The sequence below is a fragment of the Rhizobium sp. NZLR8 genome (genome assembly GCF_019685025.1).
Classification (GTDB): domain Bacteria; phylum Pseudomonadota; class Alphaproteobacteria; order Rhizobiales; family Rhizobiaceae; genus Rhizobium.
On the sequence record NZ_JABDVY010000012.1, the window covers coordinates 94,443 to 120,186 of the forward strand.

General features: G+C 60.7%; 24 protein-coding genes. 4 read left to right on the forward strand and 20 right to left on the reverse strand.

From position 1 onward, the window contains the following. Positions 1-2 precede the first annotated feature (2 nt). The 12 genes from HJB89_RS23800 to HJB89_RS23855 form a co-directional block, all read right to left on the reverse strand. Positions 3-626 carry a Urease operon accessory protein gene (locus tag HJB89_RS23800; RefSeq protein WP_221150615.1) on the reverse strand — a complete coding sequence of 208 codons (624 nt, stop codon included), beginning with the start codon at positions 624-626 and terminating at the stop codon, positions 3-5. Between the two features lie 16 nt (positions 627-642). Beyond that, positions 643-1,050, reverse strand: a complete 408-nt coding sequence (locus HJB89_RS23805) for a lysozyme inhibitor LprI family protein (RefSeq protein ID WP_221150597.1) — start codon at positions 1,048-1,050, stop codon at positions 643-645. 12 nt (positions 1,051-1,062) lie between these two features. After that, the gene (locus HJB89_RS23810) at positions 1,063-1,368 is read right to left on the reverse strand and encodes an urease subunit beta (protein WP_207581522.1); all 306 of its coding nucleotides are present in this window, start codon (positions 1,366-1,368) and stop codon (positions 1,063-1,065) included. A gap of 10 nt (positions 1,369-1,378) precedes the next feature. Beyond that, positions 1,379-1,630 carry a DUF1272 domain-containing protein gene (locus HJB89_RS23815; protein WP_207581523.1) on the reverse strand — a complete coding sequence of 84 codons (252 nt, stop codon included), beginning with the start codon at positions 1,628-1,630 and terminating at the stop codon, positions 1,379-1,381. Positions 1,631-1,640: 10 nt separating this feature from the next. Further along, complete coding sequence (locus tag HJB89_RS23820; protein WP_028743291.1) at positions 1,641-1,943, reverse strand: urease subunit gamma; 303 nt, start codon at positions 1,941-1,943, stop codon at positions 1,641-1,643. Between the two features lie 20 nt (positions 1,944-1,963). Beyond that, complete coding sequence (locus HJB89_RS23825) at positions 1,964-2,782, reverse strand: urease accessory protein UreD (RefSeq protein ID WP_207581524.1); 819 nt, start codon at positions 2,780-2,782, stop codon at positions 1,964-1,966. 152 nt (positions 2,783-2,934) lie between these two features. Next, on the reverse strand, positions 2,935-3,630 hold the full coding sequence (gene urtE / locus HJB89_RS23830) for an urea ABC transporter ATP-binding subunit UrtE (RefSeq protein WP_207581525.1): 696 nt from the start codon (positions 3,628-3,630) through the stop codon (positions 2,935-2,937). 224 nt (positions 3,631-3,854) lie between these two features. Then, positions 3,855-4,610, reverse strand: a complete 756-nt coding sequence (urtD, locus tag HJB89_RS23835; RefSeq protein WP_207581526.1) for an urea ABC transporter ATP-binding protein UrtD — start codon at positions 4,608-4,610, stop codon at positions 3,855-3,857. A 5-nt stretch (positions 4,611-4,615) separates the two neighbouring features. Further along, the gene (gene urtC / locus HJB89_RS23840) at positions 4,616-5,779 is read right to left on the reverse strand and encodes an urea ABC transporter permease subunit UrtC (protein WP_207581527.1); all 1,164 of its coding nucleotides are present in this window, start codon (positions 5,777-5,779) and stop codon (positions 4,616-4,618) included. Then, positions 5,776-7,428, reverse strand: coding sequence for an urea ABC transporter permease subunit UrtB (gene urtB, locus HJB89_RS23845; RefSeq protein WP_207581528.1), 1,653 nt, complete (start codon positions 7,426-7,428; stop codon positions 5,776-5,778). The genes urtC and urtB overlap by 4 nt, the downstream gene beginning before the upstream one ends. A gap of 115 nt (positions 7,429-7,543) precedes the next feature. Beyond that, positions 7,544-8,836, reverse strand: coding sequence for an urea ABC transporter substrate-binding protein (gene urtA / locus HJB89_RS23850; RefSeq protein WP_164014049.1), 1,293 nt, complete (start codon positions 8,834-8,836; stop codon positions 7,544-7,546). 187 nt (positions 8,837-9,023) lie between these two features. Beyond that, a complete protein-coding gene (locus tag HJB89_RS23855; RefSeq protein ID WP_207581529.1) occupies positions 9,024-10,928 on the reverse strand; it encodes a phosphatase PAP2 family protein in 1,905 nt (634 codons plus the stop codon). A 178-nt stretch (positions 10,929-11,106) separates the two neighbouring features. Between HJB89_RS23855 and HJB89_RS23860 the strand changes: the two genes are divergently transcribed. Both HJB89_RS23860 and HJB89_RS23865 read left to right on the forward strand, forming a co-directional pair. Continuing rightward, a complete protein-coding gene (locus tag HJB89_RS23860; protein WP_221150598.1) occupies positions 11,107-14,493 on the forward strand; it encodes an ATP-binding protein in 3,387 nt (1,128 codons plus the stop codon). Continuing rightward, on the forward strand, positions 14,486-15,403 hold the full coding sequence (locus HJB89_RS23865; protein ID WP_207581531.1) for a response regulator transcription factor: 918 nt from the start codon (positions 14,486-14,488) through the stop codon (positions 15,401-15,403). The genes HJB89_RS23860 and HJB89_RS23865 overlap by 8 nt, the downstream gene beginning before the upstream one ends. A 19-nt stretch (positions 15,404-15,422) precedes the next feature. On the opposite strand, the gene HJB89_RS23870 is transcribed toward HJB89_RS23865, so the two are convergent. The 7 genes from HJB89_RS23870 to HJB89_RS23900 all read right to left on the reverse strand — a co-directional run bounded on the left by HJB89_RS23870 (position 15,423) and on the right by HJB89_RS23900 (position 22,165). Then, positions 15,423-16,394 carry a D-glycerate dehydrogenase gene (locus HJB89_RS23870; protein WP_221150599.1) on the reverse strand — a complete coding sequence of 324 codons (972 nt, stop codon included), beginning with the start codon at positions 16,392-16,394 and terminating at the stop codon, positions 15,423-15,425. Between the two features lie 240 nt (positions 16,395-16,634). Next, positions 16,635-17,756, reverse strand: coding sequence for a branched-chain amino acid ABC transporter substrate-binding protein (locus tag HJB89_RS23875; RefSeq protein ID WP_207581533.1), 1,122 nt, complete (start codon positions 17,754-17,756; stop codon positions 16,635-16,637). A gap of 119 nt (positions 17,757-17,875) precedes the next feature. Beyond that, complete coding sequence (locus tag HJB89_RS23880; protein ID WP_207581534.1) at positions 17,876-18,229, reverse strand: DUF6867 family protein; 354 nt, start codon at positions 18,227-18,229, stop codon at positions 17,876-17,878. A 19-nt stretch (positions 18,230-18,248) separates the two neighbouring features. After that, positions 18,249-18,992, reverse strand: coding sequence for an ABC transporter ATP-binding protein (locus tag HJB89_RS23885; RefSeq protein ID WP_221150600.1), 744 nt, complete (start codon positions 18,990-18,992; stop codon positions 18,249-18,251). Beyond that, positions 18,992-19,867, reverse strand: coding sequence for an ABC transporter ATP-binding protein (locus tag HJB89_RS23890; RefSeq protein WP_207581536.1), 876 nt, complete (start codon positions 19,865-19,867; stop codon positions 18,992-18,994). Before HJB89_RS23890 ends, HJB89_RS23885 begins: the two co-directional genes overlap by 1 nt. Then, positions 19,867-21,258, reverse strand: a complete 1,392-nt coding sequence (gene livM, locus HJB89_RS23895) for a high-affinity branched-chain amino acid ABC transporter permease LivM (protein ID WP_164014065.1) — start codon at positions 21,256-21,258, stop codon at positions 19,867-19,869. Before livM ends, HJB89_RS23890 begins: the two co-directional genes overlap by 1 nt. Positions 21,259-21,262: 4 nt before the next feature. Then, positions 21,263-22,165 carry a branched-chain amino acid ABC transporter permease gene (locus tag HJB89_RS23900; RefSeq protein WP_207581537.1) on the reverse strand — a complete coding sequence of 301 codons (903 nt, stop codon included), beginning with the start codon at positions 22,163-22,165 and terminating at the stop codon, positions 21,263-21,265. A gap of 536 nt (positions 22,166-22,701) precedes the next feature. On the opposite strand from HJB89_RS23900, the gene cysQ reads away from it, so the two are divergent. After that, complete coding sequence (gene cysQ / locus HJB89_RS23905; protein WP_221150601.1) at positions 22,702-23,499, forward strand: 3'(2'),5'-bisphosphate nucleotidase CysQ; 798 nt, start codon at positions 22,702-22,704, stop codon at positions 23,497-23,499. Positions 23,500-24,231: 732 nt separating this feature from the next. Next, positions 24,232-24,957: a sugar transferase gene (locus HJB89_RS23910; protein WP_164014068.1), complete on the forward strand. Its 726-nt coding sequence runs from the start codon at positions 24,232-24,234 to the stop codon at positions 24,955-24,957. A gap of 452 nt (positions 24,958-25,409) precedes the next feature. On the opposite strand, the gene HJB89_RS33375 is transcribed toward HJB89_RS23910, so the two are convergent. Beyond that, on the reverse strand, positions 25,410-25,682 hold the full coding sequence (locus tag HJB89_RS33375) for a hypothetical protein (RefSeq protein ID WP_259672105.1): 273 nt from the start codon (positions 25,680-25,682) through the stop codon (positions 25,410-25,412). Between the last annotated feature and the right edge of the window lie 62 nt (positions 25,683-25,744).

The window sequence follows — 25,744 nt, forward strand, 5'->3', positions numbered from 1 at the left end:
CATCAGGCTCCATGGGAGAAAGAGATAAGCGTTTCCCCGCTAAGCCGCTTGAGGCGGCCCGCGGCAATATAGGCATCGGCAAGCTGCCTTTCGGCGGCAAACGGGTGCCATTCCCAGCCGACATGACCGAACCCGGCAAGCGTCACCTCGGCATCGGCATAGCTGTTCAGCGCCTCGGCAATGACGATCATGCCGCTGCTCGGCACAATGTAAGGCGCCGGCGCGAAGGCCGACAGCGAGGCATCGACAGCCTCGTGGACCGCCTTGCCGATGACGACATGCGTCTTGCCGGTATCAGCGCAGAAGGCAGTGAATTCATCCGTATAGTCGTCGCAGAAATCGTCGAGTTCCGGATGTGAGACGGCAAGCGGCGCCCGCATCGCGGCGAATTTTTCCGGATCGCGCACACTCCAGATTTCGCGCGCCGAAACGACGCCGGGATGGGCACGCCACTGTGGCGAACCGAGCAGCGCCTTTGCCGGCCGGCCGGTATTGCAGACCGCGACGGCATCCGTGCGGCTGCCGCCAGCCCCGTAGGAACGGCAATCATTGAAACGGATGACGAAATCAGCGGCATCGATGACGCCTGCCTCTTTCTCTGCGATCTCGCCATTGCCGACGATCATGATCTTCTTGGTCACCTTAGTTGCTCATCGTGTCTTCAAGCTCTTTCAGCTCTTTCGTGCGTTTGTCGGTAATGTCGGCGAGACATCCAACAACCAGCATCGGCTCCAGCGTGCCGCCGCGGGCCTGAAAGCCGAAGGCATCGCATTCGGCGTCGCGATAATCGATCCAGGCGCGCTGAGCCTTGACCAGCGCCTGTTCCGCACCTTTCATGTCGCCATCCAGATCCTTGTCGATCGCCACCATGGCGGCACGCGTCTTCTTATATTGCGCATTCAGCGCCTTGTCGGCGGTCTCGTGACGCGCCGCCTCGCAGGCGGTCATGTCCGATTGCGTCTTCGGATTGTTGCAATCGACATCCTGAGCGGAGGCGGTACCAGCCGCTACCAGCATCGCCGCCCCGATGAGGCAAATGTTCAAGCGCATGCGCCTCTCCCGTTAAAGCTTGCCCATTACCAACTGACGGAAGCCATAGACTTCGCGCTTGCCGGAAAGCGGGATGAGCGTAACCGAACGCGTCTGCCCCGGCTCGAAGCGCACGGCCGTTCCCGCCGGAATATCGAGCCGCGTGCCATGCGCTGCCGCGCGATCGAAGGAGAGCCCGGCATTGGTCTCGGCGAAATGATAGTGGCTGCCGACCTGCACCGGCCGGTCGCCCGTATTGGAAACATCCAGCGTCACCGTCGGCGCGCCGGCATTCAGTTCGATGTCGCCGCTTGCGGCAATGATCTCGCCTGGAATCATCTCGTCCTCCTTAAGCCGCCTTGGGCGCGCAGCCCTCGGCCTTCAGCACACGCTTTGTCGACGCCGGGTTTTTGACGAGCATCGCCGCCGGCCGAATAGGCCTGACAACGAGATTGCCGCCGCAGTTGGGGCAGACACCCTTCAGCACGTCGTCGACGCAATCGGCGCAGAAGGTGCATTCGTAGGTGCAAATCCGTGCCTCGGTGCTCTCCGGCGGCAGATCCTTGTCGCAGCATTCGCAGTTGGGCCTGAGTTCGAGCATCCCTGTCTCCTTACCGAATCGGTTCGTGCACGGTGACGAGCTTGGTTCCATCCGGGAACGTCGCCTCCACCTGCACGTCATGGATCATCTCGGCAATGCCCTCCATCACCTGGTCGCGGCCGATCACATGGGCGCCGGCCTCCATCAGCTCGGCGACAGGACGGCCGTCGCGGGCGCCTTCGACGACGAAATCGCTGATCAGCGCGATCGCCTCGGGATAATTCAGCTTGACGCCACGCTCCAGCCGCCGCTGCGCCACCATCGCCGCCATGGATATCAGCAGCTTGTCTTTTTCTCTCGGAGTGAGGTTCATCGTCTACCTGCCTATTGAACTCATAGATTCCAGACTTTCGGCACAGGCGCACCATTGCGCAAGGCGGAAATGACCGGGATCAGGATTTTTCTAAGTGCAAAGCCGTCGGCCGCTGCAAGACGGACGACGAGCTTGCCATCCCAGGCGCTCGCACCGCCCATCGATCCTTCTATGAGCGGCCGCACCCTGCCGAGATAGGCTTCCGAAAGCGGCCCGGCATAAAGCAGCGTCGCAAAGGCCACCTGTCCGCCGAGCACCGCCTGCCGCGCCGCCAGTGCCGAGACACCTTCGGAAAGTCTGAGCTCTTCGGCGTGGATCAGTTGACCCGAGCGTCGGATGCGCCAGCGGTCGCGAAACAGCCCGGTTTCCACCGTCTCGCCCATCGCCTTGCGGCCGAGCAACACAGCTTCGACGGCCAGAAATTCGGAGCCTTCGTCAAGATCGACATCGAGCCTGCGGAAAAGTGCGGCCCGATCGAAGAGGATCGTTTCCTGCGGCAGCCAGTCGACCCTCGCTTGGGCTCCGACCTTAATGCTGGTCGTCACCTCGGCCGTGCCGGCCGACGCCTTGTAGATCTTCTCGCAGGCCTGGGTGGTGACGTCGATCTTCGTGGCGGGACCGGCCACGACGCTCCAGTCCATCCGGTCGCCGCCGGTCAGCCCGCCTGCTGTGTTGATGATGACGGCTTCCATCGAGGCATCGAACGTATCGGGCAGGCGGATCTTCGCCGCGCCCTCCTGATAGAGTTCACGCAGACGCGTGCGGCCATCAAACAGCTTTGCCGCCAGATGCCCGCGTCCCTCCGCTCTTTGCGGTCTCGTCCCTGCCGCCGCAATCATCGTACCGTCCCTTTCGGTCGCGCCACCGGTTTCATTCCATCGCGCGGATAACGGAAAGCAAGCAAGTCCCATGCCGTCCAGGGATACCCGCAGCGGAGCTGGAAGATTTGAAAGGCGCTCTGCTAGCTGCCGAAAAATGCAGCATTTGCCGATCAGACGGTCAGGTGACGGCGGGCCTCCGGCGTATCCAGCGTTTCGGCAAGGCCTTCATGCACGATCTCGCCCCGATCCATGATGTAGACGTAATCGGCAAGCTCCCGGCAAAAGTCGAGATATTGCTCGACAAGCAGAATCGCCATGCCGGTGGAATCGCGCAGGTAACGGATGGCCCGGCCGATATCCTTGATGATCGACGGCTGAATGCCCTCGGTCGGCTCGTCGAGCACGAGAATCCGAGGCCGGGTCACCATGGCGCGTCCGATCGCCAGTTGCTGCTGCTGGCCACCGGAAAGATCGCCGCCACGACGCGATAACATCGACTTCAGCACCGGGAAGAGACTGAAGATGTCGTCGGGAATATTCCGGTCGCCGCGGCCAAGCGGAGCAAAGCCGGTTTCGAGATTTTCCTTGACTGTCAGCAGCGGGAAGATCTCGCGCCCCTGCGGCACATAGCCGATGCCCTGCTTGGCGCGGGCAAAAGGCGGCAGGCCATTGAGTCTGGTATCATTGAAGGTAACGGTGCCGGCCGACAGTGGATGCTGGCCGGTCACGGCGCGCAGAAGCGAACTCTTCCCCACGCCGTTCCGCCCCAGCACGCAGGTGATCTTTCCCATCTCCGCCTTGACGGAGATGCCACGCAACGCCTGGGCGGCGCCATAGTGCAGGTTTACGTTTTCGACTGTCAGCATGATGCCGTCTCCAGAATCTTTATGGGTCCCAAAAAGACCCCTCCCCAACCCCTCCCCACAAGGGAGAGGGACAAGCTCGGAGCTACCGTCCCACTTCCCAAGAGATCATAAGAAAGCTGGCAATCGTAGTGATGAGCGAGCGCCCAGGTTAAGCCCCTCCCCCTTGTGGGGAGGGGTTGAAGAGGGGTGACACACCCACCAACATTCAATCGACGCATCATCCCTCACCGCCCCAGATAGTTCTCGATCACCTTCGGATCGGAACTCACAAAGTCGATTGATCCCTCAGCCAGGACCGAGCCTTCGGCAAGGCACGTCACCTTGACGCCGAGGTCGCGGATGAAGCCCATGTCGTGTTCGACGACGACGACCGAGCGGGTCCTGGCGATGTCCTTGAGCAGGATCGCCGTTTCCGCCGTCTCCGCATCCGTCATCCCGGCCACCGGCTCGTCGACGAGCAGGAGCTTCGGCTCCTGCGCCAGCAGCATGCCGATCTCCAACCACTGCTTCTGCCCATGCGAGAGGTTGGCGGCGAATTCGTCGCGCCGATACGTCAGCCGCACCGTTTCGAGGATTTCTTCGATGCGTGCTTTGTCCCCGCGCGAAAGCCGATAGAACAGCGTCGAGAACACGCCGCGGCGGCGGTTCAGCGCCAGTTCCAGATTGTCCCAGACCGTGTGGCTTTCGAAGACCGTCGGCTTCTGGAATTTGCGGCCGATGCCGAGCTCGGCGATATCGGCCTCGTCCTTTTTGGTAAGGTCGATCATGCCATTGAAGAACACTTCACCCTCATCGGGCCGCGTCTTGCCGGTGATGATATCCATCATCGTGGTCTTGCCGGCCCCGTTCGGGCCGATGATGGCGCGCAGTTCGCCGGGCTCGATCACGATCGACAGCGAATTCAGCGCCTTGAAGCCGTCAAAGGAAACCGAGACGCCGTTAAGATAAAGCACGCTGGTGGGTTTGACGTCGGGGATCATGCTGCTCACTCCGCGGCCTGGATTTTAGGTTCGATGCCGTCTTCCTGCGCCACCGGTGGGGCAGCCTTGGAGACGGCTTTCCGCCTGCCGAGATATTGGGCGATCGTGCCGACGACACCCTTTGGCAGAAACAGAGTGACGGCGACGAAGAGACCACCGAGCGCAAACAGCCAAAACTCCGGGAAGAGGCCGGTGAAGATCGTCTTGCCGCCATTGACGAGGATCGCGCCGATGATCGGTCCGATCAGCGTCGCCCGTCCGCCGACCGCTGTCCAGATGACCACTTCGATCGAGTTTGCAGGAGCGAATTCGCCGGGATTGATGATGCCGACCTGCGGCACATAGAGCGCGCCGGCAATGCCCGCCATCATCGCCGAGACGACGAAGGTGAAGAGCTTGAAATGCTCGACGCGGTAACCGAGGAAGCGCGTGCGGCTTTCGGCATCACGCACGCCGACCAGCACCTTGCCGAACTTCGAACGAACGATCGCCGAGGCAAGCAGCAGCGACAGCGCCAGCAAGACCGCGGTTGCCGCAAACAGGGCTGCACGCGTGCCGTCAGCCTGGACGTTGAAGCCGATAATGTCCTTGAAATCGGTCAGGCCGTTATTACCGCCGAAGCCCATGTCGTTACGGAAGAAGGCCAGCAGCAGCGCGTAGGTCATCGCCTGGGTGATGATCGAGAGATAGACGCCGTTGACGCGTGAGCGGAAGGCGAACCAGCCAAAGACAAAGGCGAGCAGGCCGGGCACGACGAGCACCATCAGCGCCGCAAACCACAAGTGGTTGAAGCCGTACCAGAACCAGGGCAGATCCTTCCAGTTCAGGAACACCATGAAATCGGGCAGGATTGGGTCGCCGTAGCTGCCGCGGGTGCCGATCTGGCGCATAAGATACATGCCCATCGCATAACCGCCGAGCGCAAAGAAGGCACCGTGGCCGAGCGAGAGAATGCCGCAGAAGCCCCAGACGAGATCGAGCGCCAGCGCCAGCAGCGCATAGGTCAGATACTTGCCGAACAGTGACATGATATAGGTCGGCACGTGCAGCGGATTGGTCGGCCCGGTCATCAGGTTCAGCACCGGCACGAGAACCGCGACCAGAAGCAGCAGGGCGATGGCAATGACGATCTTACGATCGAGTGATCGGAGAAGGAAGGCCGTTATCATGCTTCCACCGCCCTTCCTTTGAGTGCGAAGAGTCCGCGGGGACGCCTCTGGATGAAGAGAATGATGAGGACGAGCACCAGGATCTTACCGAGCACGGCGCCGGCGAAGGGCTCGAGGAACTTGTTGACGACGCCGAGCGACAGCGCCCCGACCAGCGTGCCCCAGAGATTGCCGACACCGCCGAAGACGACCACCATGAAGCTGTCGATGATGTAGGATTGGCCGAGGTTCGGCGAGACGTTGTCGATCTGGCTGAGCGCCACCCCGGCAATACCGGCAATGCCCGAACCGAGCGCGAAGGTGAAGGCGTCGACCCAGCCTGTGCGGATGCCCATCGACGATGCCATGCGGCGGTTCTGCGTGACGGCACGCATCTGCAGCCCGAAAGCTGACCGCTTGAGCAGCAGGAGCAGCGTTACGAAGACGACCATCGAAAAGACGATGATCCACAGTCTGTTCCAGGTGATGGAGAGCCCGCCGAGATCGAAGACACCGGACATCCAGGTCGGATTGCGGACCTCGCGGTTGGTTGGGCCGAAGATGCTGCGCACGGCCTGTTGCAGGATCAGCGACACGCCCCAGGTGGCGAGCAGCGTTTCGAGCGGGCGGCCGTAGAGATAGCGAATGACGGCGCGCTCGATGACAAGGCCGACGAAGCCGGTAAAGACGAAGGCGGCAGGCACGGCAAAGGCAAGCGAATAGTCCGCCACACCGGGAAAGGTCGAGGTAATGTATTCCTGCACCACGTAGGTGGTGTAGGCGCCGATCATCACCATTTCGCCATGCGCCATGTTGATGACGCCCATGACGCCGAAGGTGATGGCAAGGCCGATCGCGGCAAGCAACAGCACCGAGCCGAGCGACAATCCGTACCAGACGTTCTGGACGACATCCCACAGCGCCAGGCTGCGATTGATCGTGCTGATATCTGCCTGGATCGCCGGCTTCAGATCATCGGGCGCAGTTTCGAGTGTGGTCGTGAGAATGGTCAGTGCATCACGATTACCGCGAGCTGCGATCGTATCGATCGCAGCCTTCTTGTCTTCGACGCTCGCATCCGTCTTGAGCAGCAGCACTGCGCGCGCCGCTTCCATCGTATTCTTGATCTCGGCGTCCTTTTCAGCCGCAAGCGCCGCGTTCAGCAGGTCGAGATTGGCGGGATTGGCGTCTTTCAGCAGGCCCTGCGCCGCCGCGAGCCGCGCCGAACGGTCCGGGCTCATCAGCGTCAGCTGGCTGGTGGCGGCGCTGATGACGCCGCGAAGTGCATTGTTGATCTTGACCTTGGTCATCAGATCCGGATCGACATCGGCAGCGGCTTCGCCGGTGATCGGATCGGAATAGGTCGGTTCGTCATCGGTGCCGCCCTGGAGGAGCACTGGGCCGCCATCGGAATTGACGTAGAGAAAGCCGGTGCTCAACTGCTGCAGGATCTGGCTGACATGCGGGTCCTTGGAGGCGACCAGCGCCTTGATGGCCGCCTCGCGTTCCGGGAAGTCGCCGGCGCCGAGCGCATCGATGAGCACGTGGATATCGTCCTCTGCCCGAACTTCGCTCGATGTTGCCAGGCCCGGAAATGCGAGGCCGGAAAATGTCAGGCCCGAGAACGTCAGGCAGAGCGTGATGAGGAAAATCTTTATGGCGCGATACATCAGCTTTCTCGCCCTTGAGTGTGTTGGCCTCGCGGCGCAATCGCTGGGACGGAGCTTCCGCCCGGTATCAAACCCGGACGGAAGTCTTCAGGCAATCATCTGACCGGGGTCGTACTCAGGAACCCTTGCCGCCGCACTTGCCGGTAGCGACGTTGAAGTTGCCGCAGGACATCGGCTTGCGCCAATCGGAGATCAGGTCCTTGGAATCAGGCAGGTAATCGGACCATTCGTCGCCGACCACGGCGGGCGTCTGCTGGACGATTTCGAACTGGCCGTCGGCCTGGATTTCACCGATCAGCACTGGCTTGGTGATGTGGTGGTTCGGCATGACGGTCGCATAACCGCCGGAGAGGTTCGGAACGCTGACGCCGATGATGGAGTCGAGAACCTTGTCGGTATCGGTCGTGCCGGCAGCCTGGACGGCCTTAACCCATGCGTTGAAGCCGATATACGCAGCCTCCATCGGGTCGTTCGTCACGCGCTTGTCGTTCTTGGTGTATGCGTGCCAGTCCTTGATGAACTTCTTGTTGGCCGGGCTTTCGACCGACTCGAAATAGTTCCAGGCAGCGAGATGGCCGACAAGCGGCTTGGTGTCGAGACCGGCAAGTTCTTCTTCGCCGACCGAGAAGGCGATGACAGGAATGTCGGTTGCCTTGATGCCCTTGTTGCCCAGTTCCTTGTAAAACGGAACGTTGGCGTCGCCGTTGATCGTCGAGACGACGGCGGTCTTCTTGCCAGCCGAACCGAATTCCTTGATCTTGGAAACTTCGGTCTGCCAGTCGGAGAAGCCGAACGGCGTGTAGTTGGTCATGATGTCTTCTTTCGGAATACCCTTCGAAATCAGGTATGCCTCGAGAATTTTGTTGGTCGTGCGCGGATAGACGTAGTCGGTCCCTTCAAGAACGAAGCGCTTGACGCCTTCTTTTTCCATCAGGTAGTCGACGGCCGGAATGGCCTGCTGGTTCGGAGCAGCACCGGTGTAGAAGATGTTGCGCGAGGATTCTTCGCCTTCATACTGCACGGGATAGAAGAGCAGCGAATTCAGCTCTTCGAATACCGGCAGCACGGATTTGCGCGAGGACGAGGTCCAGCAACCGAAGACGGCGGCAACCTTGTCCTTCTGGATCAGTTCACGGGCCTTTTCGGCAAACAGCGGCCAGTCGGAAGCCGGATCGACGACGACGGCCTCGAGCTTCTTGCCGAGAAGGCCGCCCTTTTTGTTCTGCTCGTCGATGAGCATCAACATGGCGTCTTTCAGCGTGGTTTCGGAAATCGCCATCGTGCCGGAAAGCGAATGCAATACGCCGACTTTAATCGTGTCCTCGGCGGCCACCGCGCCGTGGAATGCGGCCGATGCCGCCATGACGGCACCGAGCGCAGCGCCGGTGATCGTGGATCTGAGATTCATCTGGTTGAGCCCCTCTTCTTGTTCCGCAACAGGCCGGAAACGGAATTTAACTGTTGCCGAGGGGACTATCGGGTGCTGCATCGCAAAAACACATACGCAAAATGACGTAGGCGCGGGGGCAAACGGACAGATCGAAGAAAGCGGCATCCCCCCAGCGGGAGATGCCCTGTCGGTTCTATGCGAAGAATTATTCGTCGATCGTCAAGATGACGGCTGTCGGGCCGTAAGAGAGGCTGGCCTTGTGTTCGGAAACGGTGACCTTACCCAAGGTGCCGACGACACCACCCGCCTTCAGGATCTCGATCTTCGTTCCGGGTATAGGGGTAATGCCATCGGCAAGCGTCACCTCGAGATCGCCGGCGAGCGCAGCCTTGCCCTCCACGGCCAGCGTGCCGGCGCCGTTCGCGCCGAGCGCCAGCTTTACCGTTGCATGGGCGAGCTGCTGATAATCACCGCCTACGATCAAAGGCTTGTCTGCCGCCACGACGAGCGAACCGCCATTGACCGTAAGGGCGCCGGCACCGAAGGCCGAGGGCGATCCAGCCACCAGCGCGCCGTCTTCGAGCACGGTGCCACCAGCATAGCTGTTGGCGCCCGAAAGCCCGAGAGTGCCGCTGCCGCGTTTTACCAGCCTGCCTTTGCCGGCGATGTCGTTGCGCCAGGTATCGATCGAATTGAAGCCGCCCTTTGCCGCGTCCATCGTCACGGTGACATCCTGCTCGAAGGCACCGTAACCATCGGCGGCGGCAAACAGGTTGAGACGACCGTAACCTTCCGCATCGTCAATGAGCGGATAACCCGAGGCGATTTCGGTGGTCTTCAGCACGTCGCGGCGCTGTTCGACGTCGAGATAGGGCAGGCGCGTTTCGAGAAGCGCTTCAGCGCCCTGCGGCACGCGAGCCGGCTGATCGGTCGCATGGATCGTCGGCATTCCGTAGCTCAGGCGCTGCAGCACGTAAGCGCGATTGGCGTCATGATCGGCAAAACGGTCTGCGGCGAGCGGCGCCGCATGCGCGGCGACTGCAAGCGCGCCCGCATCGGCAACGCCTGATTTGGCGAGGAGCCATGACTGTGCCCGGGTGTACGCATCGCTCTTCAGCGCGGCATTGTCGGCCTTGTTCAGATTATAGACGACCGTCGCAGTGCCGAGCATCCGGCCACCCATCACGTCGAGAGGGGAATGCATGCCGGCGAGGATGCGATCCTCGCCCAGTTCGCTGGCACGCGTGATCATTTCCTGAAAGCGCTGCGGCACGAGATAGGCCATGGCAAGCGCATCCCGCCAGGCTTCCGCCGTATGCCCGCTCGGGAAACCGCCGTCCTCGACCGGCTTGCCGCTCTTGGCCGGCTCAAGCGTCGGGACGACCGACACGTCCTGGCTCCAGCGATAGGGGCGGCCATATTTGAAATAGCGCTTGGCGGGTTCCGTCGAGCCGTCACCGCTTGCGGCGTTGATGAAATCGATAGCAAGGCCCATGTCCGGGTTTGCATCGGTCTTGTTTTCCGTATCCCGCTTGCTGCCGGCGCCGCGATTGTTGCCCTTGTCGTCATATTTGACCGTCGTTGCATCAGCCGCCACTTCGGTGATCGTGGTGGTCTGCTTCGAGCCGGCTTTCCAGGCATCCGTCAGCGGACCGAGGCCATCGACGATGCTAGCATTCTTGCCGCGCCGGTCGTCGAGATAGGCGGCCACCGCCTGATCGGCCGTCCGCGCCCGCGTCGCATTGACGACATAGGCGATGTTGGCGTCATGGACGGCTTGGTTGACGATATGGCCGTCGGTCTTGCTGGAGGGAATGCCATCCCAATCCGTCTTGGCGACCGCCGGGCAATTGTCCTTGGCCGGGGCTTCGACACCTGCATCGACGAAGGACGTGCGCGGGGTCCAGATTTCAAGGAAGCCGGAGAGGAGGTGAACGGCGGCGTTGGTGTCGACCGTCGAGAAGCAGGCGTCCCCGCGCTTGTTGGTGTTTCCGGCTTCGGCATAGGGCGCTTTCGCCGCCGTGGCCTGATCGGCGCTGGCAAACGAAGGCACGATGGAAACAAGGCAGACGAGGGCGGTGCTCAGGCGGCAAAGGCTTAAAGCAGACATGGAATACCCGAAATAGTTGAACGAACGCGGGGAGAGGTAGAGTTCTTGTGTGACAGGTCAATTTCAAAAATATTGCCATTCTGTGAACCACCCGGCGTCCGCCTCTTGCCTTTCCGCTCCATCCCGCCAAAACTCGCTGGAAGACGATGAGCCCCAACCGGAATGCTGAAAGGAAGACATGGCAGCGCGCCAACGCATCATTCCGGTAAGACGCGAATACAATCGCTGGGTCGCCAACCAGACGCTGGAAGATTATGCGTTGCGCTTCACCGCAAAGAGCGCACGCCATTTCTCTTCGCAACGCATCTCGCAGACGGCGATCGGCGCAATCTCTTTCCTGGCGCTCGAGGCGATCGGCGGCGCAATCACCCTCTCCTACGGCACCACCAACGCCTTTTATGCCATTATCGTCGCAAGCATCGCGATGCTGGCGATCGGCCTGCCGATCAGCCGCTACGCCATCCGCCACGGCGTCGACATCGATCTTCTGACGCGCGGCGCCGGCTTCGGCTATATCGGTTCGACCATCACCTCGCTGATCTATGCGAGCTTCACCTTCATGCTGTTTGCGATCGAGGCTTCGATCATGTCCGGCGCATTGGAGCTCACCCTCGGCATCCCGCTCTGGATCGGATACATCCTCAGCGCCGTCATGGTGATCCCGCTGGTGACGCATGGCGTGCGGCTGATCAGCAAGTTCCAGCTGATGACCCAGCCCTTCTGGATCGTGCTGAATATCCTGCCTTTCATCTTCATCGCCTGTTTGGACTGGGAAAAGTTCGATCTCTGGCGCGCCTTTGCCGGCATCCGCCATGCCTCCGGTCCGCCCGGCACCATCGCCGATTTCGATCTGGTGGAGTTCGGTGCTGCCTCTGCCGTTATCCTGGCGCTGATGTCGCAGATCGGCGAACAGGCCGACTTCCTGCGTTTCCTGCCGCCGGACCCGCAGCGCAAGTGGCGCCATCGCCTGGCTGTTTTTCTCGCCGGACCCGGCTGGGTCATTATCGGCGCGCCGAAACTGCTTGCCGGCTCCTTCCTCGTCGTGCTGACCTTTGCCTCGGGCGTGCCGCTTGATCGTGCCGCGGACCCGGCGCAGATGTATCTGACCGCTTTCGGCTACATGGTCCCCTGGCACAACGCTGCGCTGTTGTTGATGGCCGCCTTCGTCGTCATCTCGCAGTTGAAGATCAACGTGATGAATGCCTATGCCGGCTCGCTCGCCTGGTCGAATTTCTTCTCGCGGCTGACCCACAGCCATCCTGGCCGCGTCATCTGGCTGGTCTTCAACGTCGCGATCGCCCTGCTTTTGATGGAGCTTGGCATCTACCGGCTGCTGGAGGAAACGCTCGGCATCTTCTCGATCATCGCCATGGCCTGGCTCTGCACGATCTCCGCCGATCTTTTCATCAACAAGCCCCTTGGCCTCGCTCCACCCGGCATCGAGTTCAAGCGTGCCCATCTCTACGACATCAACCCGGTCGGCCTTGGCGCCATGACGCTGTCGGCGACGGTGTCGCTGATTGCCCATTTCGGTGCCTTCGGCGAGATCGCCGCCTCGCTCGCTCCCTATATCACCCTCGTCATCGCGCTGATCGCCTCGCCGGTGCTCGCTTGGGCGACGAAAGGCAAGTTTTACCTCGCCCGCAAGCCGCGACACGGTTGGAAGAACCTGGCGAACATCACTTGCTCCGTCTGCGAACACCCGTTCGAGCCGGAGGACATGGCCTGGTGTCCGGCCTACGCCGCGCCGATCTGTTCGCTCTGCTGCTCGCTCGACAGCCGCTGCCACGACATGTGCAAGCCGGCCGCCCGTTTCAACGCGCAGGTCGGCACCGTCGCCAAGGTACTGCTGCCCGACGCCATTCTGGGGAAGCTGACGACGCGACTCGGCCGCTACGGCATCGCCGTCGTGCTGGCCTTGACCGCCATCGGCGCAATCCTGGCGATGATCGCCCATCAGGTCGCCGCCGCCTCGCCTGAAACAGCCGAGGTCGTCAACCGCACTATCCTCATCGTCTTCTTCGTCTTCTCGGTGATATCAGGGGTCGTTTGCTGGTTCTATGTGCTCGCCCATGACAGCCGCGTCGTCGCCGAGGAGGAATCCTCGCGCCAGAATACGCTGCTGCTCAAGGAGATCGCCGCCCACAAGAAGACCGACACCGCCTTGCAGAGCGCCAAGGAGACGGCAGAGGCCGCCAATCGCGCCAAGAGCCGCTACGTCGTGGGATTGAGCCACGAACTGCGCACGCCGCTCAACGCCGTGCTCGGCTATGCCCAGATCCTTGAGCGCGACGAAACCATCCCGGCGCCACGTCAATCCTCGATCAAGGTCATCCGCCGCAGCGCCGAACACCTTTCCGGACTGATCGACGGCCTGCTCGATATTTCCAAGATCGAGGCCGGCCGCCTGCAGGTCTACTCCAATGAGATCAACATCCAGGATTTCCTCGACCAGATCGTCGATTTGTTCCGCCCGCAGGCGCAGGCAAAAGGCCTCGTCTGCATCCACGAGCGCTCGCCGGCCTTGCCGCAATTCGTCCGTACCGACGAAAAGCGGCTGCGCCAGATCCTCGTCAACCTGCTCTCCAATGCCATCAAGTTTACCGACGAAGGCAGCGTCACCTTCGATGTCGGCTATCGCAACCAGGTGGCGACCTTCACCGTTGCCGATACCGGCCGCGGCATCACCGAGAAAGATCTTCCCCGCATTTACGAACCCTTCCAGCGCGGCGAGGCCGAAAGCGTGCGGCCGATGCCGGGCCTCGGCCTCGGCCTCACCATCACCCGGCTTCTGACCAACACGCTCGGCGGCGAGATTTCGGTTTCGAGCGTCAAGGACGAGGGCTCGACTTTCCGCGTCCGCCTCATGCTATCGGCCGTCATGCGCGCCGTGGCCGCCGCGCCGCAGGAGAAGCGCATCGCCGGTTATGACGGCCCGCGCCGCACGCTCGTTATCGTCGACGATAACGAAGACCATCGCGAGATGATGCGCGAAATCCTGGCACCCCTCGATTTCATCATGCTGACGGCGGCGGGCGGCGCCGAATGCCTGACGCTGATCGAAGGCATCATGCCGGACCTCTTCCTCGTCGATATCCTGATGCCCGGCATGAACGGCTGGCAGCTCGTCTCGCGTCTGCGCGAGGCCGGCCAGACAGCGCCGGTGCTGATGCTCTCGGCCAATATCGGTGATGCCGCTGTTCTCAGCGACAGTGACGACAGCCACAATGATGCGATCGGCAAGCCGGTCGACATCCGCCAGCTCCGCGACAAGCTCGCTTTGCATCTTGGGTTGAAATGGGTCTATGCCGACGCTGCACCCGCAGTTCCCGTTAAGACCCAAGCGCCGATGCCGAGCCCAGGTGCTGCCCATGTGCAGGAATTGCTGCGGCTCGGTGAGATCGGCTATATCAGAGGCATCGAAGCCAAGCTTTCGGACCTTGCCAGGGTGGAGGCAAATCAGCCATTCACCGAGAAACTTCGCGCCTATGTCGCCGCCTTCGATCTCGCCGGCTTCATGACCTTCCTGCACGACTTCGACGAAAAGGTGGAACCCATTGGCTGAGCCGGCCCTCCCTCGCGACATCGTTCTGCTCGTCGACGACTCGCCCGAAGCGCTCGGCTTCCTGACCGACGCGCTCGAACAATCCGGCTTTTCCGTACTGATCGCCACGTCAGGCACCGCGGCCCTGGGTATCGTCGAGCGCATCACCCCCGATCTCATCCTGCTCGACGCCGTCATGCCCGCCATGGATGGCTTCGAGACTTGCCGCCGGCTGAAGGCGAATGCCGCGGTGGCGCAGGTGCCCGTCATCTTCATGACCGGCCTGACCGAGACCGAACATGTCGTGCACGCGCTGGAATCCGGCGGTGTCGACTATCTCAGCAAGCCGATCAATATCGACGAACTGCGCGCCCGCATTCGTGTCCATCTGCGCAATGCTCGCTCGGCCCAAAGCGCCCGCGTCGCGCTCGACGCAGCCGGCCGCCATTTGCTGGCCGTCAAAGGCGATGGCGCCATCCATTGGTCGACGCCGCAAGCAACACGGCTCGTCAACGCCGCCATGGGCAGCGACGACGGCATGGAAATCGTCGTCCGCCATATCGCGGGCTGGATGCGCGACCGCGCAGCCGCAGTGCGCGATAGCGTTATCTCTATCGCCCATGCCGGCCAGGCGGCGCTGCAACTCGCCTTCCTTGGCGCAATCGGGCCTGACGAATATCTCTTCCGCCTGACCGCCGCCAACCAGCGGCGCGACGACGAGGCACTGCGCCAGCGCTTCTCGCTCACCCAGCGCGAATCCGAAGTTCTGCTCTGGATCGCCAAAGGCAAGGCTAACCGCGACATCGGCGAAATATTGGGACTGTCGGCGCGCACGGTGAACAAGCACCTCGAACAGATCTACGTGAAGCTCGGCGTTGAGAACCGGGCGTCAGCAGCCGTCAAGGCCACGCACGTGCTGCACGAGATGTGAGGACGGGACGACAACCGCATCAAGTCACCCGATCCGGCAGGTCCCTGCCCTCGAAGAATGCCGTCACGTTGTCGACCACCTTCATACCCATGGCAGTCCGCGTCTCTTCCGTAGCGCTGCCGAGATGCGGCAGCACCATGACGTTCTCCATCCGCCGCAGCGCCTTCGGCACGTCAGGTTCCGCCTCATAGACGTCAAGCCCGGCGCCACGAATCGTCCCCGCTTCAAGTGCTGCAATGAGCGCCATCTCATCCACCACGTCACCGCGCGCGGTATTGATGAGAAAAGCATTCGGCTTCATCGTCGAAAGCCGCGCCGCATTTATCAGGTGCCTGTTCTCTGCTCCGCCAGGGCAGTGCAACGAAACGAAATCGGCAGCCGCCAGCACGTCCTCGATCGCCGGCAATTGCCGCGCGCCGTACCGCGCCGCCTCCGCGGGATCGACGGTCGAGCGATTGAAGAACACGACGTCCATGCCGAAGCCGAAATGGCAGCGTTGCGCAAACGCCTTGCCGATCCGGCCGAAGCCGATGATGCCGACCGTCTTGCCGGTTACCTTGGTGCCGATCATATGGGTCGGGCACCAGCCCGTCCATTCGCCGCCGCGCAGTTGCCGTTCGCCCTCGCCGCCGCGCCGGGCAACGGAGAGCAGCAGCAGCACGGCGATATCGGCCGTGCAGTCGGTCAGCACGCCGGGCGTATTCGTCACCGCAATGCCCTTCGCCCTGGCGGCTGATATGTCGATATGATTATAGCCGACGCCAAAATTCCCGAGGATCTTAGTGACCACAGGCGCGCCTTCGAAGACGGCGGCCGGCAACCGATCGGAAACCGTCGGCAGCACCGCATCATAGGTAGAAAGCGCCAGCCTCAGCTCATTTTCGCCGAGCGGACTGTCGTTGCCGTTGAGCGTCACATCGAAACGTTCGGCAAGGACGGCCTCCACCGCGGCTGGCCAGCGCCGGGTGACGAGAATGCGGGGTTTAGACATGGGCGGCTCCACTCGACGCTTCAAAAGGATGACGAGAGTTAAGGCATGTCGCGCAAAAGTGTGCAGCGGTTTTGCGCTAACGACTTGCGTAAAAACAAAGACCTAAAGCGCGAGGAGCGAATCTGAAAGATCGCGACGAACTTTAGACCAGCCCGGCGGAAATTGGAACGTTTCGCAAAAAGAAAGAAGCCCGGTCGGAACCGGGCTTCGATAGTCATCGCTCACAAAGGTAGCGAAAGCTTACTTGCCCTGCGGGACGTAGGTGTACTTGCCGTCCGCGCCCTTCTTCCATTCGTACATGATGTAACCAGGGATCTTCGGGTCGCCCTTTGCGTCGAACGAAATGTCGCCGAGAACCGTCGGGAACGGACCCTTTTCCTTCATGGCCGTAGCAACAGCCTCAGGATCCACCGAACCGGCAGCCTTGGCGGCACCGACGATCGCCTGCATCGCAGCATAGGAATAGAGCGTGTAGGCTTCCGGGTTGAAACCGGCGGCCTTGAACTTTTCGACGAGTTCCTTGTTGGCCGGGTTCAGCGTCGGATCAGGACCGAAAGTGTTCAAGGTACCGGCGACAGCGTCGCCAGCGATCGAGGCCAGTTCGTTCGAAACGATACCGTCGCCCGAAACCAGCGTTGCCTTCAGGCCCTGATCGGCGGCCTGGCGGATGATGAGACCGGCTTCCGTGTGCAGGCCGCCCCAATAGATGATCGAGACGCCGGCTTCCTTCATCTTGGCGATGAGGGCCGAGAAGTCCTTGTCGCCGACGTTGATGCCTTCGTACATGACTTCCGTCAGACCGGCGGCATTCATCGCCTTCTTGGTTTCGTCAGCAAGACCCTGACCGTAAGGTGTCTTGTCGTGAACGACGGCGATCTTGGCGTCCTTGAAGTGATCGGCAAGATACTTGCCGGCGATGGCGCCCTGCTGATCGTCACGGCCGCAGGTGCGGAACGTGTTCCAGAGGCCCCGTTCCGTAAACTTCGGGTTCGTAGCGGCCGGGGTGATTTCGAGGATACCGTTTTCGGCATAGACTTCCGAAGCCGGGATCGAAACGCCAGAGTTGAAGTGGCCGATGACGAACTTGACGCCGTCGGCAACGAATTTGTTGGCGACCGAGATGCCCTGCTTCGGGTCGGAGACGTCGTCGCCGAGCTCGAGCTTGATCTGCTCGCCGTTGATGCCGCCAGCAGCATTGATGTCGGCGGCCGCCTGCTCGGCGCCCTTCTGGAGCTGAGCGCCGAACGCGGCGTTCGGGCCAGTCAGCGGACCAGCGACTGCGATGAGGACGTCGGCCCATGCGTTGCCGCTGAAGGCGACCATCGCCGTCAGAGCCACTGCCGACAGAAGAGACTTCTTCATATTGTTACTCCCAATTTTTGGGCGGGTTCCGGTCCAAGGCCCAGCGCACTACCCACCATTGACTGCGCTAGGAAAGCTGCTCACTCTGAAGGCAATTCATGCCTAGTTTCAACGGACTGTCAATGTTTGTCCTTCCACGAAAACGCGGAAGTTTTTTCATACAGCCAGTAATAGTTGTTGACCATCTGATTGGTACGGCGAAAGCGGAAGCCGGCCGTCGAGAAGACCAGCAGCATTACGAAATCGATGCAGTAGTAGAGGGTGCTGAGCATCGGCCCATCAAACAGGGCGTGGTGCAGGAACTGCATCGCCCAGGCGAGTAGGAAGGTGTAGACGACAGTCAGCGGATAGTCGTTCCAGCCTTCGGCAACCGCCTTGCCGGCGCGCCAGGCCGTCCAGAAGCCAATCAGCACGACGATCGCGCGGATGATCAAGCGGGCGCCGGTATCGCTTTCGAAGAAAAGTCCCTGCATGTCAAACTCCCCCTTCGAGCTAGTGTCTTCCGCCTTCGAGATAAGCGGCACGGACTTCAGGATTGGCGAGCAGCTCCTTGCCGGAGCCGCTCATCGTTACCTTGCCGTTCACCATCACGTAAGCGCGGTGCGAAAGCCTGAGGGCGGCAAATGCGTTCTGTTCGACAAGAAACACCGTCAACCCTTCCTGTTGATTAAGCTTCCGAATCGCCTCGAAGATGCCCTTGACGATCAGCGGCGCCAGACCAAGCGAGGGTTCGTCGAGAAGCAGCAGCTTCGGGCGCGCCATCAGCGCGCGGCCGATCGACAGCATCTGCTGCTCGCCGCCCGAAAGGGTGCCGCCGCGCTGGGCATGGCGTTCCTTGAGACGTGGGAAGAGCGTGAATATCTTCTCGACGTCCTCGGTGAAGTATTTGAGATTGTCGAGGCCGGCGCCCATCTGAAGGTTCTCCAGAACCGTCATGCGTGGGAAGATGCGGCGACCTTCCGGCGACTGCGCGATGCGCAGGCGGGCGATTTCATGGGTCGGAAGCTTGGTGATGTCGCGGCCCTCGAAGACGACCGAACCGACACGGGCCTGCGGGCTGCCGCAGACCGTCATCATCAGCGTCGACTTGCCGGCGCCGTTGGCGCCGATCAGGCTGACGATCTCGCCCTTGTTGACTTGGACATCGACGCCGGCCAGCGCACGGATATTGCCATAATAGGTTTCGACGCCATTCACCTGAAGGAGCGGTTGACCCGTCATTACTTCATCGCCCATCAGTTTGCGCCTCCTTCGAGCTGCTCGACGGTTGCGATCACCTCTTCCACTTCTTCATCCTCGACACCGAGATAGGCCGCGATGACCTTCGGATCGTTCTTCACGTGATCCGGCGTGCCATCTGAAATCTTCTGGCCGTATTCGAGGACGACGACGTGGTCGGAGATTTCCATAACCACCGACATGTCGTGCTCGATGAGCAGGATAGATGTTCCGGTTTCAGCGCGGATGCTCTGCAGCAGCGCGTTGAGCGTAGCCGATTCCCGCGGGTTCAGGCCGGCGGCCGGTTCGTCTAGGCATAGCAGCTCCGGGCCGGTGCACATGGCACGGGCGATCTCTAGACGCCGCTGGGCGCCGTAGGGCAGATCGCCTGCCGGATCGTCGGCGCGGTCGATCAGATCGGCCTTCTCCAGCCAATAGCGCGCAAGCTCGATTGATGCGGCCGCCTCCCGTTTGTAGGGACCGATGCCGATGAGGCCGAGGATCGTATAACCCGACGCCTTCATCAGCTTGTTGTGCTGGGCGACGAGCAGATTCTCGAGAACCGTCAGGCCGGAGAATAGCCGGATGTTCTGGAAGGTGCGCGCCACCTTGGCTTCTTTAGTGATGCGAAAGTCCGGCAAACGCTCCAGCAGGTGCTGCTTGCCGCTCTTCTGGTTGAGCGTGATCATCCCCATCGTCGGCTTGTAGAAGCCGGTGATGCAGTTGAAGACGGTGGTCTTGCCGGCACCGTTCGGCCCGATCAGCGCGGTGATATCGCCGCGCTTGGCTTCGAAGGAGAAGTCGTTGATGGCCATCAGACCGCCGAACTTCATCGACAGGTGTTCGACCTTGAGAAGCGTATCGCTGGACATGGTGTTAGTGACGGGGCTCATCAACCATGGCCCTCCTTGATGAAGCTTCCGGATATTGCCTTGCGCGCCTTGAGGAAGGCGGTCGGTTCACGCGAACCGACGAAACCGCGCGGCTTGAACAGCATGACCACGACCATGGCGAGGCCGAAGATCAGCATGCGATACAATTCTGGTGTGAAAGTCGGCCCGAAGATCACTTTCAGGAAGTCCATTTCGCGCAGCAACTCGGTGCCGCCGACCATGACGATTGCGGCGATCGCAATGCCGGTCAGAGAACCCATGCCGCCGAGGACGACGATGGCGAGGATGACGGCCGATTCCAAGAAGACGAAGGATTCCGGCGAAACGAAGCCCTGACGGGCAGCAAAGAAGGACCCGGCGAAACCGGCAAACATCGCTCCCGTCGCAAAGGCCGTGAGTTTGGTCGTCACCGTATTGATGCCGAGCGAACGGCAGGCGATCTCGTCTTCGCGCAACGCTTCCCAGGCGCGCCCGATCGGCATGCGGCGCAGTCGGATGGTCACGTAGGCGGTCAGCATGCAGAGCGCCAAGATAAGGTAAAAAAGGAAGATCTTGTAGTAAGCCGAGGACATCGGCAGGTGAAAAAGCTTGGCGAAGCCGCCGGCCGTCGCATCGAAGGGAATGCCGAAGAGCGTCACCTTGGGAATGCTCGAGATACCGAAAGTCCCCTTGGTGACATCCGTCCAGTTTATGATGACGAGGCGGATGATTTCGCCGAAGGCGAGCGTCACGATGGCGAGGTAGTCGCCGCGCAGGCGCAGCACCGGGAAGCCGAGGATGACGCCCCAGAGTGCGGCGAAAATGCCGGAAAGCGGCAGGAGAACCCAGAAGGACAGGCCGAAATGGCTCGAAAGCAGCGCATAAGAATAGGCGCCGACTGCGTAGAAGGCGACATAGCCGAGATCGAGAAGACCGGCGAGGCCGACGACGATGTTCAGCCCCCAGGCAAGCATCACATAGATCAGGATCTGGATGCCGAAATTGTCGACATATGTCAGCGAGCCCTGAGGCCCTTTGATCGCCACCACCACCATGGGATAAAGCAGCAGCGCGATCAGCGCGATCTTTAGGAAATGCCGGTGGAAGAAGCTCTTCTCGGTTGAGATGGCGAGTTCACCCTGTCTCGCCTTTGCCAGCTTGCGGCTGTCGAGATGCGGCCGCAGGAAAACCACCGTGGCGAAGCGGCCGATCGCGGCGACAGCGACGAAGATCGCAAGCAGCCCCCAGCGCTGGACGATGATCAACTCGTTGTTGATGTTCTGATCGGTCTTGAGGCCGACATACAAAACGAACATGCCGAACGACAGGATGGCGGCGAAAAGAGCTTCAGTAAGGCCTTTACGGACAAGTCCTGCATCGGGCTTGCCTGCGGAATTATCAATGTTTGCCATGACGTTACACCTTCTCGACTTCCGGCCGTCCAAGAATACCCGTCGGCTTGAAGATCAGCACGAAAGCGAGGATGGCGAACGTCGCGACATCCTTGTACGCGATGGTGAAATAGGCCGACCACAGCGATTCGATCAGGCCTATCATCAATCCGCCGAGAACCGCGCCCGGCAATGAGCCGATGCCGCCGAGAACGGCTGCCGTAAATGCCTTGACACCCGGCGTGAAGCCGTCGGCGAACGAGGCGACACCATAATACATCAGGTACATCGTGCCGGCGACGGCGGCCAGTGCCGCACCCATGACGAAGGTGATCGAAATCGTCTGGTCGACATTGACGCCCAGCAGCGCCGCCATCTTGCGGTCCTGCTCCGTGGCGCGCTGGGCACGGCCGAGTGCGGTACGATTGACGATGTACCAAAAGACGGCGAGCAGCACGACCGTGATCACGATGATGACGATCTGTTTCAGCGACACCGAGACGTTGCCGAACTGATAGACCGAGCTGATCATCGGCGGGATCGGCTTGTTGCGCGGACCCTGCGTCACCTGGATGAAATTGGACAGCACGATCGACATGCCGATGGCGGTGATCAGCGGCGCCAGGCGGAAGGAACCGCGCAGCGGACGGTATGCGACTCGCTCGATCGTCCAATTCCACAAACTCGTCATCAGCATCGCGACGACAAGCATCGCCAGCAGCAGAACCGCCACCGGAAGACCTGCGAAGATGGATGTGAGGACGAGAAAGACGATAAGAGCGGCAAAACCACCGAGCATGAAAATGTCGCCATGGGCGAAATTGATCATGCCGATAATGCCGTAAACCATCGTATAGCCAATAGCCACAAGGCCATAGATGGATCCGAGCGTCAGCCCATTGAAGAGCTGCTGGACGAAATACTCCATATGTCGTTTTCCCCTGGATACGAGCCCAACAGGCTGCATCTCTTTTTGGTTCTTTGGTTCCCCGTTTCAGAGAACCTCATAGGCCGAATGCATACCGGTTTCGTTGGAAATGTGAAGACAAAAAGGATTTACTCCGACAAATTCTTGTCCGAACAGGCCTAACTGGCGCATTTTGAACCAAAGTCCACAGAAAATCGGCAAGGAAGGACCTATTTTTGGTCATAAACTGCCAGCGAGTTAACGATCCGAAGATGTCGCCGTCGATTTTCTACGCCGTTCGTCGCACAAGCTATTCCATAGAATTGGAAGATGGCGCAAATTCAAACCCCAACCCAGGTTCTTTTACGAATACCATTTCACCAGCAGACGCCCGATCTTCGTCTGACATCACTGAAAACTTATGGTAGCATCGTGGAACTGCGGTATCGGGGATGCAGAGCGCGACGGGAAGCACCATATCAAGCATGTGGTGAAAGGGATGGTTTGCGGATGAGCGACCGTGGGGTGCTCGCCGCATGGCGAACGGCAAAAGGACAATGCTGAGGACATTTGAACGGGCGGCGCTCGAAGCCGGCAAGGCCATTATCACGGTCTTGCGCAATGGCTTCCCGGTCGCCATGAAAGCGGATGCAAGTCCAGTGACGGTCGCCGACGAGGAGGCCGAACGCATCATCCTCGCTCATCTCGCCAGAGATTATCCCGAAATACCCGTCGTGGCGGAAGAATCCGTCGCCGCCGGAAAGGTGCCCGACATCGCCGGCCGAGGCTTCTTCCTGGTCGACCCTCTCGACGGCACGCGCGAATTCGTCGATGGGCGGCAGGAATTCACCGTCAACATCGCCTATATCGAGAACGGCGCCCCGGTGGCCGGCATCGTCTATGCGCCGGCGCTCGGCCTTGCCTTCTCAGGAGAACGGGGGCGGGCGCAAAGGCTCGTCGTGACCGATGATTTCGCGGTTGGCGCACGCGCCGCAATCGCCGTGCGCGAACAGCCGGACGACAGGCTGGCGCTTGCAAGCCTTCGTCACAACAGCCCGGAGACCGGAAACTTCCTCGCCCACCACGCGATCTCCAAATGCACGAATATCGGCTCCTCGCTGAAATTCTGCCTGCTGGCCGAAGGCAAGGCCGACGTCTATCCGCGCTTCACGCGTACTATGGAATGGGACACAGCGGCTGGCGATGCGGTGCTGCGCGCCGCTGGCGGTTCGACGGTGACGCTCGACGGCGCGCCGCTGAGCTACGGCAAGACCGGAACTGCCGCTGATTTCGACTTTGCCAACCCGAACTTCATCTCCTGGGGCGGCACCAAACGCGTCCTCGAACCGGTGTAGCCACCCGCAGCAATCCCTGAACGTCGGGCAGCGGCGCGATTTCTCGCACCGTGACGATTTCTGCACCTGCCGCGGCAGTCGCAACCGGCCCCGGCTTGGAGCGCCCCTTTTCTCCTAATGTCTGCCGGAAGTGTGCAGCGGTTCCGGGACAACAACACGCGCTTTGGAAGCGGGCGCCACGTGATCCAGGTCATATCGTCTTGTCATGATCGAGCGGCTGTCCACGGGACCGGACCGCTGGCAGTGGTCTGAGAGTGATTCGCAAACGGCGTGGGCGGATCAAGTGATTCTGGGGTGCGACGCCGTTTTTTCATCGTTCCGACGCCAGATCGTGACCCGTTCCGCCTTGATTTTGTCATATTCCGACACAGCTTGAGAATGATCGAGCAGCCTCGCTAAAAAGTTTTCGCGTCGGCAATCGTTAAAATTACCGTCTGACGACCGTCGGTCGCGTGCCGAAACAGCACGTCGGAACACCCCTGGAAGCCCTCGCCAAAGGCCTAGAAACCTTGACGAAATTCCAATTATTAACGAAATATCATGAGCTTGCCTCAACTTATCGCAAATGCGAAAGATTTGCTGCGATGCGATATTTCTCTGGACACCATTACACAATTGTCGCATTTTTCCGTTTTAGTAGGGTTACCAAGACCTGAGTGCAGCCCTGGTGACAGGGTAAACCATTGATCGCCTATTGCCGCCGCACCCCTCGAAGACAACAGAGTACGATCCTTGAGCATCACGGAACTAAACAACAGCATTTCGACAGAGTCCTTTAGGCCAAGCCGCCGCCAGCAGCCCAGCCCGAAGATCCAGACCCCTGTCATCCATAGCGATGCGCCGCAGGCGCCGTGGATGGATCTCGTCTTGAAGCGGGCGTTCGACATCGTTTCGTCGTTGAGCGCCCTCCTCGTCCTCGCCCCTTTCCTTCTGTTCGTCGCCTTGCTGATCAAGCTCGACAGCCCAGGACCGGTGCTCTTCAAGCAGACCCGCTGGGGCAAGAACTGCAAGACCATCAAGGTCTACAAGTTCCGCTCGATGCGCACCGATCTTTGCGATGTCTCGGGTATTGCCCAGACAGTGAAGAACGATCCGCGCATCACCCGCGTCGGCGCCATTCTTCGCCGCACGAACGTTGATGAGCTGCCGCAGTTGCTGAACGTGCTGATGGGTCACATGTCCGTCGTCGGTCCGCGCTGCCATGCAATCGGCATGCGTGCCGGCGGCATGCTCTACGAAGAGCTGGTTCCGGAATACCATCAACGCCATGCCATGCGTCCCGGCATGACGGGTCTTGCCCAGATGCGCGGCCTGCGCGGCCCGACCGACCGTCCGGCCAAGGCGCGCGCGCGCATCGTCAGCGATCTCTATTACGTCGGGAATTTTTCGATTGTGATGGACATCCGCATCATTGCCGGAACCGTCGTGTCGGAGCTGACCCGAGGAAAAGGTTTCTAAGCTTTATGAGAGGGACCGGCTGCCTCAGCAGCCGGTCCCGCAATGCTCTGGCGGCCGCCTGCATGCGGCTGACCAAGAGCTTGCGCATTGCGCTCCTCAGATAAGTCCCAGCGTGTGTGACGAGAGACCGAAATGATCGTGACTCATCGCTGCCTTTGCCGGCCGCCGACCAGCGCGCGCATTCGATTTCGCGCCGAGTAAGCCTCGCCGACCGGCTGTCGTCCGAACTGCATCGTCGCAAAACCTTGGCCAGAAGTTCCATGCACCCGTGACGCAGCGCCATCGCGTGCGTGGACATGGGCAAGCGCCTGAAAAGGCGTAGATGTATTATTTCAGGTCATCGCCGTGCGAGCGCGAAGGCGAAGGCACTCTTCAGCGCATGCATCTGAAAGAGCGGGTTGAGGCGGTGTCTTTTGGCAACGCCGCCCGCAATCGTCCCTCCTTACAGAAGATTAGGCACGATCGTCCGCTTCGCCACGGTCACCAATCTGATGCAATAGAAGAAATCGGTCGCCCAGCAAAAGCCGGTCAGGCTTCCCTCCGAGTTGCCGGTCAGCCGGACTTCGATGAAAGCCGTGCGGTCGCTTCTCGGGAAAGCCGAGGGCAAGATAAAAATCGAAGTCCGCAAGCTTTGTCATCTCGCCGAGCCGCTCCTTGGCGCCGTTCGGCGCGACCGGTCCGTGAAGGCGAAAATCCAGCATCCTCAATGCAGTCGCCGCGCGCATGCTCACTTCTTTTCATCTTCGTACCACGTATGGCCTGCTTCAACCGAACCCCGCCGCTGGCA

Bases quoted from the DNA above. Each gene is read 5' to 3' on its own strand.
- HJB89_RS23800 (WP_221150615.1), bottom strand. From the start codon at position 626: ATGATCGTCGGCAATGGCGAGATCGCAGAGAAAGAGGCAGGCGTCATC.
- HJB89_RS23805 (WP_221150597.1), bottom strand. From the start codon at position 1,050: ATGCGCTTGAACATTTGCCTCATCGGGGCGGCGATGCTGGTAGCGGCT.
- HJB89_RS23810 (WP_207581522.1), bottom strand. From the start codon at position 1,368: ATGATTCCAGGCGAGATCATTGCCGCAAGCGGCGACATCGAACTGAAT.
- HJB89_RS23815 (WP_207581523.1), bottom strand. From the start codon at position 1,630: ATGCTCGAACTCAGGCCCAACTGCGAATGCTGCGACAAGGATCTGCCG.
- HJB89_RS23820 (WP_028743291.1), bottom strand. From the start codon at position 1,943: ATGAACCTCACTCCGAGAGAAAAAGACAAGCTGCTGATATCCATGGCG.
- HJB89_RS23825 (WP_207581524.1), bottom strand. From the start codon at position 2,782: ATGATTGCGGCGGCAGGGACGAGACCGCAAAGAGCGGAGGGACGCGGG.
- urtE (WP_207581525.1), bottom strand. From the start codon at position 3,630: ATGCTGACAGTCGAAAACGTAAACCTGCACTATGGCGCCGCCCAGGCG.
- urtD (WP_207581526.1), bottom strand. From the start codon at position 4,610: ATGATCCCCGACGTCAAACCCACCAGCGTGCTTTATCTTAACGGCGTC.
- urtC (WP_207581527.1), bottom strand. From the start codon at position 5,779: ATGATAACGGCCTTCCTTCTCCGATCACTCGATCGTAAGATCGTCATT.
- urtB (WP_207581528.1), bottom strand. From the start codon at position 7,428: ATGTATCGCGCCATAAAGATTTTCCTCATCACGCTCTGCCTGACGTTC.
- urtA (WP_164014049.1), bottom strand. From the start codon at position 8,836: ATGAATCTCAGATCCACGATCACCGGCGCTGCGCTCGGTGCCGTCATG.
- HJB89_RS23855 (WP_207581529.1), bottom strand. From the start codon at position 10,928: ATGTCTGCTTTAAGCCTTTGCCGCCTGAGCACCGCCCTCGTCTGCCTT.
- HJB89_RS23860 (WP_221150598.1), top strand. From the start codon at position 11,107: ATGGCAGCGCGCCAACGCATCATTCCGGTAAGACGCGAATACAATCGC.
- HJB89_RS23870 (WP_221150599.1), bottom strand. From the start codon at position 16,394: ATGTCTAAACCCCGCATTCTCGTCACCCGGCGCTGGCCAGCCGCGGTG.
- HJB89_RS23875 (WP_207581533.1), bottom strand. From the start codon at position 17,756: ATGAAGAAGTCTCTTCTGTCGGCAGTGGCTCTGACGGCGATGGTCGCC.
- HJB89_RS23880 (WP_207581534.1), bottom strand. From the start codon at position 18,229: ATGCAGGGACTTTTCTTCGAAAGCGATACCGGCGCCCGCTTGATCATC.
- HJB89_RS23885 (WP_221150600.1), bottom strand. From the start codon at position 18,992: ATGGGCGATGAAGTAATGACGGGTCAACCGCTCCTTCAGGTGAATGGC.
- HJB89_RS23890 (WP_207581536.1), bottom strand. From the start codon at position 19,867: ATGAGCCCCGTCACTAACACCATGTCCAGCGATACGCTTCTCAAGGTC.
- livM (WP_164014065.1), bottom strand. From the start codon at position 21,258: ATGGCAAACATTGATAATTCCGCAGGCAAGCCCGATGCAGGACTTGTC.
- HJB89_RS23900 (WP_207581537.1), bottom strand. From the start codon at position 22,165: ATGGAGTATTTCGTCCAGCAGCTCTTCAATGGGCTGACGCTCGGATCC.
- cysQ (WP_221150601.1), top strand. From the start codon at position 22,702: ATGCTGAGGACATTTGAACGGGCGGCGCTCGAAGCCGGCAAGGCCATT.
- HJB89_RS33375 (WP_259672105.1), bottom strand. From the start codon at position 25,682: ATGCGCGCGGCGACTGCATTGAGGATGCTGGATTTTCGCCTTCACGGA.